Below are 17,832 nucleotides of genomic sequence, written 5' to 3'. Positions count from 1 at the left end.
CGACCACTTCGGCGAAACCAACTTACCAACTCCCTGAGAGAGAGTACTATGGATATCGAGGCGTTTTTCGAGGAGATGCCCTTTGCGGACTTGCTGGGCATCGAACTCACAAAAGTAGAAGATGGTCACGCGACAGGAAGACTCGAACTTCGAGAAGAACTCTCGTGGAACGCGGACCGGCTGATGGCACATGGTGGTGTGACGTTTACCTTGGCTGACACAGTTGGCGGCGCGGCGCTCGTGAGCCTCGTCGAGAAACCTGTCCCGACTATCGACATGCGAATCGACTACCTGAACGCGGGCCAAGGCGACCTCTCTGCTGAAGCAGAGGTCGTCCGCCTCGGTGGGGACGTTGGAACCGTCGATGTCGCAGTCTACGCCGAAGACGGGACACACATCGCCGATGCTCGTGGTGTATACAAAACCGGCTAGTCAGTGAAAACCGAATCGTGTTACTTCGACGTGTCATCTCGTTTTTGAGTAACCAATAATGATTAATAATCGGGGTCGAATAGTCTATCCAGAATGGAATATCGCGGTCCAACGAGTCTCTACATTGACGGCGACTGGGTAGACAGCAAATCGGGCGAGTTCATCGAGACCCTCGACCCGGCAACCGAAGAGCCGTATGCGGAAGTTGCGCGCGCCGACGAACGTGACGTGGATGCGGCCGTCGCCGCTGCGTCTGCTGCTACCGCCCGCGGAAGTGAGTGGCGAACCATGGACCCTGGAACGCGCCGTGCCAAACTTCACTCGATGGCCGACGCCATCGAAGAACGCAAAGACGAGATTACGCTCGTCGAATCCCACGATAACGGCAAGACACCGTTCGAAGCGGGCATGGAAGTTCAGATGGTCATCGATACCTTCCGCTACTTCGCCGGATGGACGGACAAACTCACAGGCGACTACAACCCTGTCCCCGGTGACCGCGTGAACTTCACGACGCGCGAACCCCTCGGTGTCACTGGCCACATCGTCCCGTGGAACTACCCGTTCCAACTCGCAGGGCGAAGCATTGCACCTGCACTGGCCTGCGGCAACACTGCTGTGGTCAAACCATCGAGTCAAACGCCGCTCTCCGCACTCTACTACGGTATCGCCGCCGAAGAAGCAGGGCTCCCAGATGGCGTCGTTAACGTCGTCCCCGGTAGCGGGTCCGAGGCAGGTTCCGCACTCGCTTCCCATTCCGAGGTGGAACACGTCACTTTCACCGGTAGTACGGGCGTCGGCACGCACGTCATGGCCGCCGCCGCCGCCAACGTGACGGGCGTGACGCTCGAACTCGGTGGGAAAGGCCCACACGTCGTCTTCTCCGACGCTGACCTCGATGCAGTCGCTCGCGGCGTCCACTACGGCATCTTCATGAACGCGGGGCAGATGTGCTGGGCGGGCTCTCGACTCCTCGTCCACGAAGACGTGGCCGACGAGTTAGTCGAGAAAGTCGTCGCAGGCGCACAATCGACGCCGCTCGGTTCCGGTATCGACGACGACGCCCGCATGGGTCCGGTCGTGAGCAAAGAACACCGCGAAGACGTACTGGAGTACATCAACATCGGTGTCGAGGAAGGCGCAACAGTTGCCTGTGGCGGCGGCATCCCAGAAGACAAAGAAATGGGCTACTTCGTCGAACCGACCGTCCTGACAGACGTAACGAACGACATGACCGTCGCCCGCGAGGAAATCTTCGGTCCAGTTCTCTCCGTCATCGAGTTCGATGAGGACGACGACCCAATCGAGATCGCCAACGACTCGCCGTACGGCCTGCTCGCCGGTATCTGGACGAACAACCTCTCCCGCGCCCACTAGGTCGCGGACGGACTGGACTACGGGATGGTTAGCGTCAACGAGTACCCGGTGACGTTCCCACAGACGCCATTCGGCGGGACGAAACAGAGTGGCCACGGCCGCGAGCAGGGTCTCGAAGCCGTCCGCGAGTTCACGCAGGCAAAGAACGTCAACATCAACATCCGCTGACGCAGGCCCCTCCTTCCGTATTCGATTGGCTTTTGTTTTCGAGCGAATCGCTGTGTGCATCGTAGCGGCGCGTTGGGCGTCTCAGAGCGCCGCCGCTCTCCAAGATTGCTACGGGCGCAGGAAAGAGGACCTCGAAACGCGGTTACTCGAACCGCTGGAAGGGCTCGAGACACTCGTTGCAGAAGTGCATCGAGCGGCACAGCCCCGGACCTTTGGGGTGTTCGCGGACGGTATCAGTCGAACCACAGTAGGGACATTCTGCCCCCGTGGTGTCACCCGTCGTCTCGGTGCTGGGGTCGAAACGGCGCATCATACACTCAACCCGAATTCGCGGAGCGCCTTACGACCGTTTTCGGTGACCATACTGACGGTCCATTCGGGCGTAAAGCGGAGTCGAACGGACGCCTCGTCGACACCTGACGAGAGGATGGCACACTGCACGTCGTTCGTGATGTAGTCACGAGCGGGACAACCAGTGTACGTAAGCGTCATCTCGACGATACCGAGAGTCGCGGCTTCGCCGTCGTCGTCTTCGGTTTCGGTGACGCGAACGTCGTAGATGAGACCAAGGTCCACGATACTGACAGGCATCTCCGGGTCCTCGATTTCGTAGAGGGCTTCCCAAATCTTCGCTTCGGTGCCCGTTGCACCCTCGCCGGTCTTGGGGTATTCCTCGGGAACGTCACCGTCTACGTACTCGGTGTACCCACACGCCGTTCCGGAAGACTCCTCGGTACTCATGCCTTGCGCTCCCTGCCGATTCTCGCAGGCTCGGGCTCGTCGATTTCGTGGTACGTGCGGCGGAAGTCCTCGGCCAACACGTCCCAGTGTTCGGTGTGGCTTCCATCGCGTCCACGGGCAGTCGGGCGTTCGACTTCGTCAGGGTCCGGAACGTCGAGACCGAGCGATTCGAGGTACGGAATCACGGTGTCGAGCCACTCGATTTCGAGGTCGTACGTCGAAACCGTCTGGAACCCAGCATCCATGAGTTCGTCTTCGTACTCAGGCTCAGCAAAGAGCGAGAGCGCGTGAGGGAACAAGCGGTCGAGGGCTGTCTGGACGCGTTCTCGGCTCTCGCCGTCGCCTTCACAGAGGCGGTCGAGCCAGTTCTGTGCGTTTTCGAGGTGATAGCGTTCCTCGCTGAGTGCCTTACCAACGCGGTCTGCGAGCGGTGCGTAGCTCGTCTCGAGGAGCGATTCGAGACGAAGGCGCTCGGCGGCATCGTAGAGATAGCCTCGGAGGATAACGTCTGCCCAGTCTCCCTCCTCGAAGGGGAGTTCGACGAGCGTGCTGTGTCGGAAGTCGTCGGCAGGGCGTTTCCAGAGAACTTCTGCTTCGGAGTAGCCGAGTTCTTGCAGGAGGTCGTACCACAGCCGCGCGTGGCCGAACTCGTCCTGTGCGATGTTCGCGAGCGCGAGGTCCGATTCGAGCGTCGGCGCGTAGATTTGCCACTCGATGAGGCGTTCGCCCTGTACGTACTCGTCGTCGGCGAGGCGGAACAGGAGTTCTTCGAGTGCGGCCTGTTGGGTGTCGGTGAGGTCTTCTGGTTGAATCTTCGCCATCTTAGCTGTCTACCTCGACTTCGTGTTCTGCCTGTTCTCGTTCGCTGTCTGCGACTTCGGGGGCCGCCGCTTCGATGTCGGTGTACGACGTCGCCCAGCGGTAGGTCTTGTCGGTCGAGCCGCCGAAGTTCGCTTCGTCGGCGCTGATTTCGCCGACTTCATCCTGTGGGACGACCCACAGACTGTGCGTTCGCATCCGCCGACCGTGCTGAATCGCCGCGAACTGGAGTGCCATCTCGCGGTCTGGTGCGTGGACGTTCCCACAGTGTTTGTGGTAATCGCCCGGTTTGTCCTGTCTGAATACTTCCCAAATCATGGTTTAGTCTGCTGCCTGTGGCGTGGTGTTCGACGACTGTTCCCAGCCAGCCATGGATTCGCGGACCCACTCGACTGCCTCTTGGGCGCGAGCGCGCGTTCCAATCTGTTCGTGGCTTCCGTCCGAGGAGTTCTTCGCGATGGTCCAGAACTCGTCCCAGTCGAGGTCGTCTTCGTTGACGTGGTAGGTCTGTTCGTCCTCGTCGTACTCGATGCGTGGGTACTCAGGGACGACCAATCCGTACTTCTCGGCTTTTGGGACGTAGGTTTCGAGGAACGTGTCACGAAGCTCGTCGTTCGACTTCATCTTCAGGCCGACCTGTTGGGCGAAGTTGTTGTGGACGGACTTGTCGTTGGTGGGGCCGAAGAACTGGATGATGCGTGGCCACCACTTCTCGAAGGCGGCTTGCGTCTTCTCTTGTGTTGCCTTCGAGCCGTTCATCAGTTCGGAGAGGATGGACTCCCCGTGCTTGACGTGGAAGCCCTCTTCGAAACACACCTTGTCCATCGCGTGCGCGTAGGGCTGCCACGACGTCTGCTTGAGCGTCACTTGTCGGTGCATCGCCGCGCCATCGACGAAGAACGCAATCATCGGCACTTCGTGCCACGACTCCATCGGGTAGTGGAAGCAGTTCAGGAACTTTCCTTCGCCCGCTGCGAGTTCGTCAAGCATCTCGTCGCGGGTCTTGACGCCGAGTGATTCGGCCGCACGGTAGAGCAACTGCGCGTGGCCGATTTCGTCCTGCACCTTCGCGGAGAACGCAAGTTTGCGGTCGATGCTGGGCGCTTGGCGGATAAACGGCTTTTCGAGGTAGCCACCCATGACTTCGCTGTTCGCGTGGAACTGAATCATCCGAGTCGCCGCCTTGCGGTACTCCTCGGGCATGTCGTCCTTCGGAGAGAAGCGCCGCGGTCCGGCGAGTTCTTTGACAGTTTCGAGGTCCATTGTCTACGATAAACTATCATTGATAACCACTTACCGATTGGCCAGTCCATAGACTGCCTTTATATATGATGTCGTCGAACTATCGGGTTAGGGTGAGCTTAGTCGCGGCAAAATACGATGATAGACGAATGCTTAGTCGCTGAATTTCGTATCGAAGGAGACGATTGTCCACTCGCGCAGGCGACCGAACAGGTCGATATCGCTATCGACGCCAGCGCACCCCAGTTACGGGGTGACGGCAACGTACTCTTGCACTTTTCAGCACCGCCAAATGACCACCTCTCGACCGTTCTCGACGACGACCCAAACATCAGATATCTCCACGTCACTCGCGGTGAGAAGGCCTACACGTACCGCTGTCTGTCGAAGCATCCCTGCGTCGTCCATAGACTGGTCAACGTTGGATTTCTCGTCGAGTCCATGCGCTACCACGATGGCGGCGCGACCATGAGCGGGGCCGTCGTCGGATACGACGTACTTCGTGGCGTGATGGAGACGGCGGGCCAAACTGTTGGGATTCAACTCCAGCGCGTCTATCCACTCCGGTCGGAGGGCGACGACCAGCGCAGTCGCGCGTGGGGGTTGACGCGCGCGCAAGCCGAGAGCCTCCGTGTCGCCCACGAGATGGGATACTTCGAGATTCCGAAGGCGGTCACTGCCACCGAAGTTGCCGAAGAACTCGGAATCAGCAAGACGGCGTTTCTCGAACGACTCCGGCGCGGCCAGTCGTCGCTCTGTTCGTCCGTGTTCGGGTAGGGTATTTAGCCACCTTCTGTGTAGGCATCGATATGCGAGTCGAAGACGAGAACGGCATCCGGCGCGTGACGTTCGACCGACCCGAGGTGAAAAACGCCTTCAACGCGGACGTTGCCCGCGAACTCTCTGAGGCGCTCGAAGCACTGAATTCCGAGGACTTCGATGTGGCCATCGTCTCTGGTGACGGCGACGCCTTCAGCGCGGGTGGGGACATCCAAGCGATGGCCGAACGTGACGAAACCGCCCGTGAGGCATACGAACGAGTCAGAGGAACGCTCGGGCGCGTCGCAGAAGCCATCCTCACCGCCCCGGTACCAGTCGTCGCGCGCGTGAATGGTGATGCAGTCGGTGCAGGGATGTCACTCGTCGCCGCCTGTGATTTCGCCTACACCGTGCCAGAAGCACGCTTTGCCGCCTCGTTCGTCAACGTCGGCCTCATCCCCGACGCTGGCGCGACTGTGACACTTCCACGACTCGTCGGTCTGCGCGCCGCGAAAGAACTCGCTTTCACTGGCAAACTCATCTCGGCAGAACGCGCGGCCGAACTCGATATCGTGAACGAAGTCGTCGGCGACGGCGAACTGGATACGGTCGTCGACGAGATGGCCGAGACACTCGCCTCACGCCCGACTGAAACACTCGCACTCGCAAAAGAAGCGATTCACACCAACCTCGGGCGCACGTGGAACGATGGTCTCGAACGCGAGGCCCACGCCCAAACGATGGCCTACGACACAGAGGCACATCACGAAGGTGTCTCGGCGTTCTTGGAAGGTCGGCGTCCGGACTTCGAGTGAATTAAACTGTGCGTGAGTGTCGATGATTCGGAGTTCGGAGAGCGATTCTCGTACAGACATACGTGAATACCCACGCGGGCGAGGAAAACATCGACGGGGGTGAACCGCTGGACGAAGAAAACGAGTTGAAGTGGGGTTATTCGACGTAGCCGAGGTTGGCTAACCGGTCGGTGACGACATCCGACGAGATACTCTCGTCTGTATCGATTGGGGTTCCCTCGGTAATCGTGCGACGCTGACCGTTATCGAAGACCAGCCACGGAATGGTGACGAGTTCTTTCGTGTGGATGCCCGGTGGGTGGCCCCACTCACGAATCGGGATGGGGAACGCACGTTCGCCGACCATGTTGCCGTGGTCGGACGTGACGACTGTTCGGCCCGGAAGCGACTGCATCAACTCCTCGACGACAGGGAGAGCGAGAAGCAAATTGTCGCGGTAGGCTTCCCAGATAACCTGTGGGTCAACCGTGCGCTTTCGCATCATCAGTTCGGCCCAGATGTCGAGTTTCTTGTCACTGCTCTCGAACGGAGAGCGTGAGTTGAGTTCGGGGCTCCCGATAAATGGGTAGTGAGGCTGCATAAAGTGGACAATAATCCGCTTGTCGGGGTACTTCTCACTCGCTCGAAGGGCGTATTCTGCCATCGTTTCGGGGAGAACAGTCCCGTGGGTTTGGTCCCACCCTTCCTCAGACCAGACGTGAATGACGTCGTGGAACGTTGCACGGAGAGAATCTCGTTGGGCGTACAGTTGCGGGCTCGCGCTGACGTACACCGTGTCCTGAAGGTCGCGGTCGGTGAAGTTGCCTCGGAGGAACTCGACTGTGTGCGAGCCACGAGATTGACGCGATTCGAGGCGACCGGGGAGGGTGCTGTGCTGCTCGAAGAGATCGTACCGGCAGGCATCGAGGATGAGGAGATTGTCCCAATCTTCAGCAACGATATCGGTGCCCTGGTGATTGAACTCTCGCTGGGAGAAACGGCTGTAGTACAGCCGATTGAGTTCCCGACCGAAGAAGGCGGGGTTAGAGCGCCCGAGGTTGACCCCTTTCTGTATTTGCGAGAATGTGTACATCTGATGTATCGATGGGCATAGAAACCGCATTGTAACTCGGCTCTTAACGGGGACACTCCCCCCAAGTGTAGGCAAAGGATACATTGCTGAATCGCCTACTAACAGGATGCTGATGCAGATGTGGCGCTTCATAATTATATTGGCGTGCTACCAAGTTCAGGTGGTCTAAAATATGGATAGACGGGCGTATCTTGGCTTAGTCGGTGTTGCCGCTGCGACGTTAGCTGGCTGTCTCACGAGAGAAGAGCCAGACATCCCGGAGACACCGACGGACGACGAACGAACCCCCGAGCGGACGCCAGATCGAACACCCGAACAGACGCCCGAGTATCCAGAAGGAGTCAACGTCGTCGAAGATTTGGGCTGTGACCCGACCGGTCGAGAGCCCTGTGCCGCCCGCATTCGACAGGCGCTCGAAGACGATATCGTTCTTCGGTTCCCGTCGGGGACCTACCGCTTCGAACACCGCCTACGTGTCTCGCAGTTCAGTAGTGTCGTGATGCTCGGCGAAGGCCCCGTGCAGTTGCTTCCACCACAGGGCTACAACAACTTCCTCATCGACGTTTCCGAGGTTGGAAACTTCGTCTTCCGCGGCATCGATATCGACATCACCGCGCCGGAGACTACCGCAGGAGTCCGTATCTTGACGCGCGATACCTTCCTCGTCGAGGATGTCGAATACATCGGTCGCGGCGAACATCCCGACAGCGACGTCGTTCACGCGATGTTGCTCGGATTGACGACGAACGAAGGCCGTGGCATAATTCGAAACTTCCGCGCGAAGAAGGGCTCTGCAATCGGCCACTACAAGAGCGGTGACGGCCGCGGTGGTATCTCTATCGGCCCGTGGAACAGCGGGAACATTCGTATCGAAAACTGCCACCTCGAAGAGTTCGGCAACAACGGCATCTACGCGAGTCGGACCACCGGCAACATCGAAGTCATCGGTGGGACGTTCCGCAACAACAACGTCGCCGGAATCAGAATCGCCGGTGAAGGAAGCTACGTCGAGGGCGCAACTGTCGAGGTAGATATGGATAGCTACACCGGCCCCCTCACACAACTCGATTCACAGTTCAACACGCGTGGCATCGTCATCGAACAAGGACCAACCCAGAAGCCCGCTGGTGCCGAAATCCGTGATTGCACAATCGTCATCGAGAAGACGCCGCAGTCGAAAGGCGGTGTCTACGTCTTCCCGACCGGACGGACGGTCACAATCCGCGATTCGACGATTCGCATCAACGCCGACAACGTTCCAGCAGTCTTCCGAAGCCCACTCGAACGGCAAGGCCAGTACCGGCCACCGGATGGCCCGTCGTGGGTTAAACTCGAGAACGTCCTCGTCACCGGCAACGCGAGGGGTGCCGCAGGAATTATCTTAGCTGACGCCCCCAAGTCGGTGATTCGAAACTGTACTATCGACCAACCTGGTGACCAACGCGACGGTGTGTACCTCTCGAACTCCAATTCGACCCTCGTCGATGGTGGCTCTGTGACGACGACGCGCTACCCGTACATCATCGAATTCGATGGCGACAACAACACAGACCCGTGTCTGCTCCAATTCGACGCTGTTCCAGAGATGCGGCAATCCGTCGCGAGATGGGATCCCGGTGCATCCGGCAGTACAGTCCTCATCGACGGGAGAGAGTACCGTGCCAACGGCGGCGGCGTGTTCTCCACGACAGGATGTATGACGACGAACGACCTCTCGTCACCCTCAGGCGACAACACGCTTGCTATCACCGGAGAACAAGACGGCCAACTCAAGTGGCTCCGATTCGTCCCCGAATAAGCGTCGAATTCGGTTTTTGCGACAGCACGCAGGCGGTTAGTGTGCGATAACCTGACGAGGAAGCGATTGACTGCCCGAACTAATCGAAAATTCAAATCGGTTCAATGAGACCGTTAGCTCTCTGTTCTACCAGTCATTGAGCGTATAACAATACCCTTATCAGTTAAATCACGAGGCGTATGACGTTGAACACAGCAGTCGTCGGTGCCGGTGTCGTCTCCAGTACGCACCTCTCAGCACTGGAACGAAACCCACGGACGAACCTCGTCGCAATCTGCGATATTGACGAGGGACGGTCGAACGATGTCGCGACCCAGTATGGCATCAAACCATACACGGACCTCGACGAGATGCTCGAAACTGAGGATCTCGACTGGGTACACATCTGTACTGGGGTCCAGACGCACGTTGCGCTTGCGAAGAAAGTCATCGACAAGGGCGTCCCCGTGATGATCGAGAAACCAATCACCACGACGCTCGAAGAGTATCTCGAACTCGAAGCGTACGCAAAAGAAGCAGGCGTCCAGTTCTCTGAAGTTCACCAGCACGTCTTCGACCCTGCGATGCGTACTGTCGAAAAACGACTCAAGCGCGGCGACCTCGGGAAGGTTCGCAGTGTCGAAGTTATCTTCACGGGCCTCACGCCCCCGGACCTCGAACAACGCGGTCGCTGGGCGCTCGAACTCGAAGGTGGTGAATTCGAAGAAGGGCTTCCACACCCACTCTACATCGCCCTCCACGTCGGCGGCTATCCAGAGAGCGAAGACGCAGTCTCCGCACTGACCAGCCTCACGAAAGAGTACGAAGAAGGCTTCACCTACGACAACGCCTCCGTCCAGTACCGGACCGACGATGGCTGTGTCGTCAGCGTGAAGATGATTTCCGGCGCGATTCCACAGCGCCTCGTCATCGTCCACGGCGAAGAACAGTCGGTGATGGCTGACCTCGTCTCGCAGACGGTCATGAACGTCACCCGCGACCCGACGAGTACGTCGCTCTCGAAGGCCCGATACAACTTCGAACGCTCTGCCAACCTCATCGGCGGCGTCGTCGGCAACGCCGGGACGATGCTCAAGACCAAGTACGACGATGGGTGGGAGAACATCAAGCAGATGAACCCCCACTACTACCAAATCGACCTCGAATCCAAGGCTATCGACACCGACGGCCCGATGCCCATCCCAATCGAAGAGTCGAAGTGGACGATGGTTCTCCTCGAAGCGGTTCGCGAATCGGCGCGAAACGCATAAACGTACACCTCTGGTGGGGTGTCCGTCGCTATTTTCGTTTTCTCTTTCGAGCCTCGATTCGTCCCTAGCCTTCGGCTTCCCACTCCTCGACTTTCTCACTCATAAAGTCGTGAGTGTGGTCCGGCGGCTCAGTAAACCACTGCGCCTCGACGATGTCGTCGTCGGTAATGAGGAGTTGCCCAGATTCGTACTCGGCTTCGAATTCGACAGTGAGCATGTGGAGTCGTCTCTCGTCGTCGTCCGCGTGGACGATACTTTTCCGACGTGCCCAGTAAATCCCGGTCAGCGAACACACAATCCCGGTCTCCTCGTGGACCTCACGTCGAGCGGTCTCTTCGAGTGATTCGCCGGGTTCGTGCCGTCCTCCGGGTGTCCCCCAGCGGTCAGGGTCGTCTGCATGGCGAATCAAAAGTACCCTATCGTCTTCGTCGGTTACCCACGCACCAGCATCACCAATCCACCCTTCTTCGGCGAGTTGCTGTCCGTGTTCGAAGAAGTCAGGTTCGTTTGTAACCTGTTTCTGTTCGGTAGATATCGAACCGAACTTGTCTTCGAGGAGTTGTAACTCGCGGGTGACCGCCTCCCGTGTTTGCTCCCCGATATCCATGTGGGAACATCACACATAGACACCAAATGTCTTTGGTGTATCACGCACGTAGACCGCACAAAACACTTGATTAGCTGTCCATCGAGAGGACCTGTATGAAGAAAGTGAACCTCACCGACGCGTTCGACTCGTTCGACGAACAGTGGTCCCCACGTCTCGCTGGCGAACTCAACGGGCAAGAAGTCAAACTCGCAAAAGTCGAAGGCGAGTTCGTCTGGCACCAACACGACGACGCCGACGAGCTATTTTTCGTCCACAGCGGCGAGTTGACAATCCAATTCCGAGACGAACCGGACGTACACCTCGAAGCAGGTGAGTTCGTGGTCGTTCCTCGAGGTGTCGAACATCGCCCTGTCGCTGACGAGGAAGCACAGATTCTCCTCTTCGAGCCACGCGGGACGAAGAACACGGGGGACGTGGATTCGGAACTCACACAAACAGCAGAAAAGCGACTCGAATAATCAGACTCAGCGGAGCATCGAGACGACGCGCCGGAAGTTCAGGAGACCGCTCGCCGAGACGAGTACCGACCACGTGACGAGGCCGATGACCACGGCGGCACCGAGTGTGACGATACCCGAGATGAACGGTTCGAACGCGAGGACGGGGACCGCCATCCCGAAGGTGACGAGGCAGACGATTGCCGTCGTCCGGGCGAGTCTCCAAAGCGAGAGGTTGAACTCGGCGTAGATGAGGTACACCTCGAATCCGACGAGGAAGATGTAGGTGATGACCGTCGCAACGGCGGCACCGACGACACCGAAGACGGGGATAAGGGCGATGTTGAGCCCGAAGTTGGCGGCGGCAGTTGCACCTTTCGCGTACGCGCGGGATTTTGCTTGGCCGATGTAGTCGAGACTGTCGTTGGTGATTTTGTCGATGGCGCGGAGGAGCGCATAGAGGCTGAACACCTGCACGACGGGGACTGCACCGAGGTACTGCTCGCCGAAGATGAGGCGAACGGTCGGTTCGGCGAGGATGGCCATGCCGACTGCGGCAGGAATGTACAAGGTCACGACGTACTCGAAGGTCGTCTCGTAGAGTTTCGATGCGCGCTCGATTTTATTCTCGGCTTTCTGTTCGCCGAAGGTCGGCGAGACGGAGAATCCGATGGTCGTCGCGGGCGCGATGACGAAATCAGTAATTTGCTTGCCGAGCATGTAGAACCCGACTGCAACCGGGTTGAGGAAGAACCCGACGAGAATCGCATCGACACGGGAGTCGAGCATGACCGCCCCGCGCGTCACCGTCAACGGGACACTGTATCTGAGAATCCGATTCGAGAGACCCGGTTCAGGCTCCGCTCCTTCGTCGTATCTGCGGTAAAACCGGAAGTAGAGAACTGCGAGGCCGACCAGTGCGGCGAGCGCGTAGCCAATCGAGTACCCGATGACAGCACCCAGCGGGCCGAGACCGAATAGCAGGAAGACAACGATGAAGAGGATGAATCCGACGTTCGAGACGATAGACGTCTTCGCACTCCAATCGACGCTGTTCAGCCCTTGGAAGCACAACGAGACGAACGTCGAGAGCGAACTAAACGCGATGTAGCCGACACCCGCAACGAGCAGTGGTGCGATGCGCTCGTCGCCCAGTATCTCGGCGACGGGGGCGCTGAACAGCACGACGGCCACCACAACCACGGCAATCGTGAGGAGATTGTATTTTAACGTAGACCAGAGGATGTGTGGAATCTGTGCGGGGTTCGTCTTTCGGTACTCGGCGAGATATCTCCCGGCAGACTTCGCTAATCCGAGGTTCGCAAACAGGAGTGCGACCGAGATGATGGAAATTGCGAGGAAGAGAAGCCCGTACTCGTCGGGCGTCATAAAGTAGCGCGTGAGCAAAATGAGAAGCAACCCCTTCGAGAGCAGCGAGATGCCCTGGGCTGCGAACATTGCTTTGATGCCCCGGATAATTGTGCCTGTCACCATGACTTGTTTTTCCGTCCGTCTGCGGGCCGCACACTCAGAAGTGAATTGGAAGCCATCCAGCATAAACGAGCGGAGGGCTTCGAGAACGCATCGTTCGCACTTCTAAGGGCGTTCTCCGCAAATCGTAACTCACCAAATGTGGGCGTCGTTGGGGCTTTGTTATAGATGACTTACTGGTTGCAGGCCAGTGAAAACGCTCCGCAGTCGCTCGATTGTGTGAAAAATACATCCGGCCCACGAACAGGGTGGGCCGTGACGCGTAAAGAAGGAAGGACGGTTTGTGGGTGACCGCGAGGGTCAGCTATGCTGGGTTAGGCAGAGAGCTTGACCTCGTCGAGGTAGATACGTGCTGGACCGTCGAGGTCGAACGACGTGAGGTTTCCAGTGAACACGAACTCGTCGAGACCCTTGCGGACCTTTCCGGTGACCGTGTTTCCGTTGACCTTGTCTTCGCCGGGGTCGTCAACCTGCTCGACTTCGCCGCTGACGGTGAAGCCGTACTTCGCCATCTCCTGGGTACCCATACCGTCGATGGTAATCTTCGTCGCCTTTTCGACCGTCTCGTCGGTGGACGAGTCCGTGGTGGAATCCGTCGAATCGGTCGAGTCGGTCGAATCCGTACTGGAGTCCGAGCTACCGAGCGTAGACGGATCGACTGCTTCGCCATCGAGGAGAACCGTTGCCGGGCCGTCGATGGAGAAGGCAGTGATGTCACCCGTGAAGTCGAAACTGTCGAGGCCACCACCAACTGCACCGATGACGGTGGTTCCTTCGATGGTATCCTCGCCGGGGTCGTCGGTCTGCGAGACAGAGCCACTGACGCTGAACTCGTAGTTCGTGAGTCCGTCGCGGCCTTCGCCGTCGATGACGAGTTCGCTGGTGGTGGAAGTCGAACCCGAGTCCGTGGAGTCCGAGCTACCGAGCGACGAGAGGTCAACTTCTTCGCCGTTGACGAGGACGCTGTAATTCTCGACATCGACGTTGGCGCTGAACGCGGTCAGTTCGCCGCCGATCTGGAAGTCGTCGGCGTAGCCGTTGCCGGTCTTACCGGTGACCGTCGTCGTGCCGTCGCCGTTCGACGCCAGCGTGTCGGAACTCTCGGAGTTCGACCCCTTGGAGACAGAGCCATCGACGGTGAATTCGTACTCGACGAGCGGGCCGCCTTCGACGGTTTCGACCGTGAGCGTGTCCGTCGAATCGGTCGAGTCGGTCGAATCCGTGGAAGAGTCCGTCGAACCAGAGTCCGTACTCGAATCGGTGGTGGAGTCCGTTCCGCTGTCGGTCGAGTCAGAAGACCCTCCGAGGTCTTCGGGGGTTACTTCCTCACCGTCGAGGGTGAGCAGTGCGGAGCCGTCGATGGAGAACGACGTGATTTCGCCCGTGAATTCGAAGCTGTCGATGCCAGCGCGAACTGCACCCGTGACGGAGCTTCCCTCGATGGTGTCTTCACCAGGGGAGTCCGTCTGGGTGACGGTGCCGCTTACACTGAATTCGTAGTTAATCAGGTCTGAGCTACCTTCACCATCTACGACTAGTTCATGTGTTTTTTTTTCCGTAGAGTCGGTCGTGGTGGAACCGCCGTCAGTGGAGTCCGAAGAGGAGTCACCACTGGACAGGTCACCTTCGCCCGGGAGCGGACAGCTACCGGACGTCTCGATGGACTGCGTCTGGACGTTCGTGTCGACTTCGCGGACAGCCTGGCCATCGACGTTGATGGTCGAAGAGCCGACGTAACAGTCGCCTGCGTTGACGACGGTCACACCGTCACGTCCGTTTGCCGTCTGCTGAATACACGTGTTCTCGACGGTCGAACCGGGGCGGTTGATGACCTTGATGCTCTCGCGGTCCGCTGCGCTACCCGTAATCGAACAGTTCGTGACCTTGAGGTCCCACGGCTTGGGTGCCTTCGGGTAGTTCGACGCCTTGTCTTCCGGACCGTACGCCGTGATTGCACGGGTGTTGTTGCGGTCGATGACGAAGTAACAGTTGTCGACTTCGAGCCATCCACCGGTCTCGTCGAGGTCGATCGCTTCGAGCGAGTTCGGCGCGTCACGGATGACGAACGTACAGTTACGTGCGTAGCCACCGTTCTTCGTGCCGCTGAACTTGGTCTGTTTCGTTTCGACCCACAGACCACGCATCTTGCGGGGCGTGCCGGGGTTGTCCTCGGCTTTGTTCATGTCGATTTCGATGAGTGCACCATCGACGTACGAGTTGGGACCCATCAGACGGACCTGCGCAACGTCGTTGTTCCGGTAGACGCCACCCTCGACTTGGATAGCACCGTCACACCGCGTCGCGTAGATACCGTTGTTTGCCATCTCTTCGAGGTGGCAGTCGATAATCTTCAGCGTCCCGTGGTGACCCGGCGTCGCCTGGATACCACCGGAACTGTTCCGGTACTCACCGAGGACACCACCGTCTTTCGCGGTGAAGTTCTTGATGATGGACGTTCCGTTCGAGTCGTGAACGTCCATGAGGATGTGCTGGTCGAGGCGGTGGTCGGCAGCAGGCGAGCGACCGACGATATCGACGTTACGGATTTGACCGTTGTCCTCACAGAGGAGCTTCATGTTACCGAACGCATCCCGTGCGGTCTGGTCGATGGTGAAGCCTTCGAACAGGACGTTGCGGCCACCACGGTTGAAGAAGACCGTTACCTCTCCACCACGGGGAACCTTGAGGGTCGCACCCTCTTCGGAGTACATCCCGACGTTGTTTGCCGAGCCAGTGTTGATGTTACTGGCGATTTTGTACGTTCCCTTGGGGAACTTGATGAGCGTCCCACTCGAAAGGCGGTTCTCGATCGCGCTCGAACAGTCTTGGCTTCCTGAAGTGTCACAGAAGTCTGCGGCGTTCAGGACACGGTCGAAGGAGATGCCACGAACGGTCGTGGCGGCCGAAGCGCTCTCCGCTGCTGCACCTGCAGCAGCCATACTACCAAGCGCGACACCGGCCATTCGCAGATACGATCTGCGGCCCATGTTTGTTTCATCGCTCGAAATCTTATCGAGGAGCTGGTTGCGGTCGTTGCGGTCAGAGTCCTTCTGCATGGTCGGCCCCTTGAACCTTGCATAAATAACGAATCTGGCCACATTTGAAGCAAAATGTGGTTAGTTTGCTATGGATAGTTGCGAATAATAGTCAAATTCGAGCGATAAGCTTACAAATAGGTAGCGAGGTTTGAGCAGAATGTTTACCAACTGTTCTCAACGGCCTCCAAAAAGCATGCTACTTGTTACCAACACCAATCTCGTGTCACCGATATACGAGCAATTAGTACACAAAATCAGTGGAAAACTGGAAAAACGGGCACCTCTAGAAAACAGAGAGGGTACCGGGCGGTCTTCCCTCGGAAAAAGGCGATTAAGGAGAGCGTAAAGCCGAAAAGAGCGACGAACAGTTAATCGACGAGGTAGCCAAGGTCAGCAAGTTGTGCTCGCATCGCCTTGGTGAACCGCCCGCTTTGCTGTTGTTCGCTCACCGGTACACCGTCGGTTTCGAACCATTTCTGGAGGCGTTCATCGAGTTCAGCTCGAACCTCGGGGTACTCCGTAGAGACGTCGTGTGTCTCGTCGGGGAGTTCGAATAGTTCGGCCCCATCGTCGCTGTATTCGTACTTGAAATCCGACGTTCGAAGCGCTGTGAGTGTCGATTTCGGGAACTTCGACGCATCGAACTCGGGATTGAGCTCGACGAGTTTGTCGAGGTTCTGTTGACTCCGGTCTGCACCGCGCTGGACGATTGCAAACTCGCGGTGGTCCGACTGCATATCGACGCCTTGCGTTCCCTCAGTCGATGCACCGACTGCCGAGAGCAACGTCGTCATCACGTCGGCGTGTTGCACCAGTTCGCCGTCGTAGTCCCGTGCCACGTCGAGGCCGTGAATGATGAGCGGAACGTGGCAGACGGCGTCGTCGGTGACGATTTGGTGAGCGAGCAAGCCACTCTCACCGAACAGTTCGCCGTGGTCGGCGGTGATGACGAAGATGGTGTTTTCGAGGTCGAGCGACTGAACGGTGTCGAACAGTTCGCCGACGAGTTCGTCAACGTGAGCGATTTCGCCGTCGTAGAGGGCCGAAATCGCCTTCCACTCTTCGTCCGAGAACGGACTGTTCGCCGCCATGTGTTCGAACAAGCGGTCGTGGTGGTCTAATCCGATCTCTTGAATTCGCTCGGTTGGAAGCCCAACGTCCTCGGCGAACGTGTCGAGGTGACGCTTCGGCGGGTAGTATGGGTGGTGGGGCCCGCCGTAGTGGAGGTAGAGAAACATCGGGTTCTCCTTCGTCTGGCGGTCTTTGAGCCACCGCATGGCGAGTTTGTTCATCATGTAGTCGGTGCTGTGCTTTCGCGTATCGAGCGTCAAGCCCCCACCGTGCTTGTTGATGTTGCGGAGATACGAGAAAATCGTCCCAACACCGACTGACTCGCGGAGCGTGGACTTACTGAGCCAGACGAACTCGTCGAATCCACGGTCGAGGCCGGTCGCAGAACTCAGATGCGAGTTTGGAGAGATACAAGCCGTATCGTAGCCAGCCTGTTGGAATCGCTCTGCGACGGTCGGGAGTTCATCGGGAATCGCTTCGCCAGTCATTCCTGCGCCGTGGTGCGAGGGATACGTCGCCGTGAGGATAGACGCAGAAGAAGCGAGCGTCCAGATACCGTGAGAGAAGGCTTCAGCAAAGTACCGTCCCCCGGCGCTATCTGCGATTCGCTGGAGATTCGGGGTGGTGTTTTTTTCGTATCCACCCATCGTCGTGTGGTCTGCTCTCGTGCTTTCGAGTGTTATCCAGACGATGTTTGGTCGCTCAGTCATAG

At 58.2% G+C, this 17,832-nt stretch carries 16 protein-coding genes and 1 pseudogene; 7 read left to right on the top strand and 10 right to left on the bottom strand.

Going from position 1 to position 17,832, the window contains the following annotated elements:
• Positions 1-48 precede the first annotated feature (48 nt).
• Both ACK509_RS16255 and ACK509_RS16250 read left to right on the top strand, forming a co-directional pair.
• On the top strand, positions 49-432 hold the full coding sequence (locus ACK509_RS16255; protein WP_410767615.1) for a PaaI family thioesterase: 384 nt from the start codon (positions 49-51) through the stop codon (positions 430-432).
• Positions 433-525: 93 nt separating this feature from the next.
• Positions 526-1,977: pseudogene (locus ACK509_RS16250) on the top strand (aldehyde dehydrogenase family protein).
• A 142-nt stretch (positions 1,978-2,119) separates the two neighbouring features.
• Here ACK509_RS16250 and paaE read toward each other — a convergent pair.
• The 5 genes from paaE to paaA are packed head-to-tail and all read right to left on the bottom strand — an operon-like array spanning position 2,120 to position 4,800.
• Positions 2,120-2,287: a 1,2-phenylacetyl-CoA epoxidase subunit PaaE gene (gene paaE, locus ACK509_RS16245; protein WP_390226157.1), complete on the bottom strand. Its 168-nt coding sequence runs from the start codon at positions 2,285-2,287 to the stop codon at positions 2,120-2,122.
• Complete coding sequence (gene paaD / locus ACK509_RS16240) at positions 2,287-2,718, bottom strand: 1,2-phenylacetyl-CoA epoxidase subunit PaaD (protein WP_410767614.1); 432 nt, start codon at positions 2,716-2,718, stop codon at positions 2,287-2,289. Before paaD ends, paaE begins: the two co-directional genes overlap by 1 nt.
• Positions 2,715-3,539, bottom strand: coding sequence for a 1,2-phenylacetyl-CoA epoxidase subunit PaaC (gene paaC, locus ACK509_RS16235; protein ID WP_410767613.1), 825 nt, complete (start codon positions 3,537-3,539; stop codon positions 2,715-2,717). Before paaC ends, paaD begins: the two co-directional genes overlap by 4 nt.
• Before the next feature lies 1 nt (position 3,540).
• Complete coding sequence (paaB, locus tag ACK509_RS16230; protein WP_410767612.1) at positions 3,541-3,855, bottom strand: 1,2-phenylacetyl-CoA epoxidase subunit PaaB; 315 nt, start codon at positions 3,853-3,855, stop codon at positions 3,541-3,543.
• A 3-nt stretch (positions 3,856-3,858) separates the two neighbouring features.
• Positions 3,859-4,800, bottom strand: a complete 942-nt coding sequence (gene paaA, locus ACK509_RS16225; RefSeq protein WP_410767611.1) for a 1,2-phenylacetyl-CoA epoxidase subunit PaaA — start codon at positions 4,798-4,800, stop codon at positions 3,859-3,861.
• Between the two features lie 117 nt (positions 4,801-4,917).
• Here paaA and ACK509_RS16220 point away from each other — a divergent pair, with 117 nt between their 5' ends.
• Positions 4,918-5,556, top strand: coding sequence for a helix-turn-helix domain-containing protein (locus ACK509_RS16220; protein WP_410767610.1), 639 nt, complete (start codon positions 4,918-4,920; stop codon positions 5,554-5,556).
• Positions 5,557-5,588: 32 nt separating this feature from the next.
• Positions 5,589-6,353, top strand: a complete 765-nt coding sequence (locus ACK509_RS16215) for an enoyl-CoA hydratase/isomerase family protein (RefSeq protein WP_410767609.1) — start codon at positions 5,589-5,591, stop codon at positions 6,351-6,353.
• Positions 6,354-6,489: 136 nt separating this feature from the next.
• On the opposite strand, the gene ACK509_RS16210 is transcribed toward ACK509_RS16215, so the two are convergent.
• Positions 6,490-7,425 carry a hypothetical protein gene (locus tag ACK509_RS16210; protein WP_410767608.1) on the bottom strand — a complete coding sequence of 312 codons (936 nt, stop codon included), beginning with the start codon at positions 7,423-7,425 and terminating at the stop codon, positions 6,490-6,492.
• 172 nt (positions 7,426-7,597) lie between these two features.
• Between ACK509_RS16210 and ACK509_RS16205 the strand changes: the two genes are divergently transcribed.
• Together ACK509_RS16205 and ACK509_RS16200 are read left to right on the top strand one after the other, a co-directional pair.
• Positions 7,598-9,223, top strand: a complete 1,626-nt coding sequence (locus ACK509_RS16205; protein ID WP_410767607.1) for a hypothetical protein — start codon at positions 7,598-7,600, stop codon at positions 9,221-9,223.
• A 179-nt stretch (positions 9,224-9,402) separates the two neighbouring features.
• Positions 9,403-10,473 carry a Gfo/Idh/MocA family protein gene (locus ACK509_RS16200; protein ID WP_410767606.1) on the top strand — a complete coding sequence of 357 codons (1,071 nt, stop codon included), beginning with the start codon at positions 9,403-9,405 and terminating at the stop codon, positions 10,471-10,473.
• A 64-nt stretch (positions 10,474-10,537) separates the two neighbouring features.
• Here the strand turns inward: ACK509_RS16200 and ACK509_RS16195 are convergent, their stop codons facing one another.
• Entirely contained in the window at positions 10,538-11,080 is a 543-nt protein-coding gene (locus ACK509_RS16195; protein ID WP_410767605.1) for an NUDIX domain-containing protein, read from the bottom strand.
• A gap of 95 nt (positions 11,081-11,175) precedes the next feature.
• Between ACK509_RS16195 and ACK509_RS16190 the strand changes: the two genes are divergently transcribed.
• Positions 11,176-11,541, top strand: coding sequence for a cupin domain-containing protein (locus ACK509_RS16190; RefSeq protein ID WP_410767604.1), 366 nt, complete (start codon positions 11,176-11,178; stop codon positions 11,539-11,541).
• A gap of 6 nt (positions 11,542-11,547) precedes the next feature.
• On the opposite strand, the gene ACK509_RS16185 is transcribed toward ACK509_RS16190, so the two are convergent.
• The 3 genes from ACK509_RS16185 to ACK509_RS16175 all read right to left on the bottom strand — a co-directional run bounded on the left by ACK509_RS16185 (position 11,548) and on the right by ACK509_RS16175 (position 17,830).
• A complete protein-coding gene (locus tag ACK509_RS16185; RefSeq protein WP_410767603.1) occupies positions 11,548-13,014 on the bottom strand; it encodes a flippase in 1,467 nt (488 codons plus the stop codon).
• 311 nt (positions 13,015-13,325) lie between these two features.
• Positions 13,326-16,067 carry a hypothetical protein gene (locus tag ACK509_RS16180; protein ID WP_410767602.1) on the bottom strand — a complete coding sequence of 914 codons (2,742 nt, stop codon included), beginning with the start codon at positions 16,065-16,067 and terminating at the stop codon, positions 13,326-13,328.
• Between the two features lie 350 nt (positions 16,068-16,417).
• Entirely contained in the window at positions 16,418-17,830 is a 1,413-nt protein-coding gene (locus tag ACK509_RS16175) for a sulfatase (RefSeq protein WP_410767601.1), read from the bottom strand.
• Positions 17,831-17,832 lie beyond the last annotated feature (2 nt).

This window comes from Haloferax sp. DFSO60 (assembly GCF_046557615.1).
Classification (GTDB): Archaea; Halobacteriota; Halobacteria; order Halobacteriales; family Haloferacaceae; genus Haloferax.
Note: the sequence above shows the minus strand (reverse complement) of the source record. Positions and strands in the feature narration are given on the sequence as shown.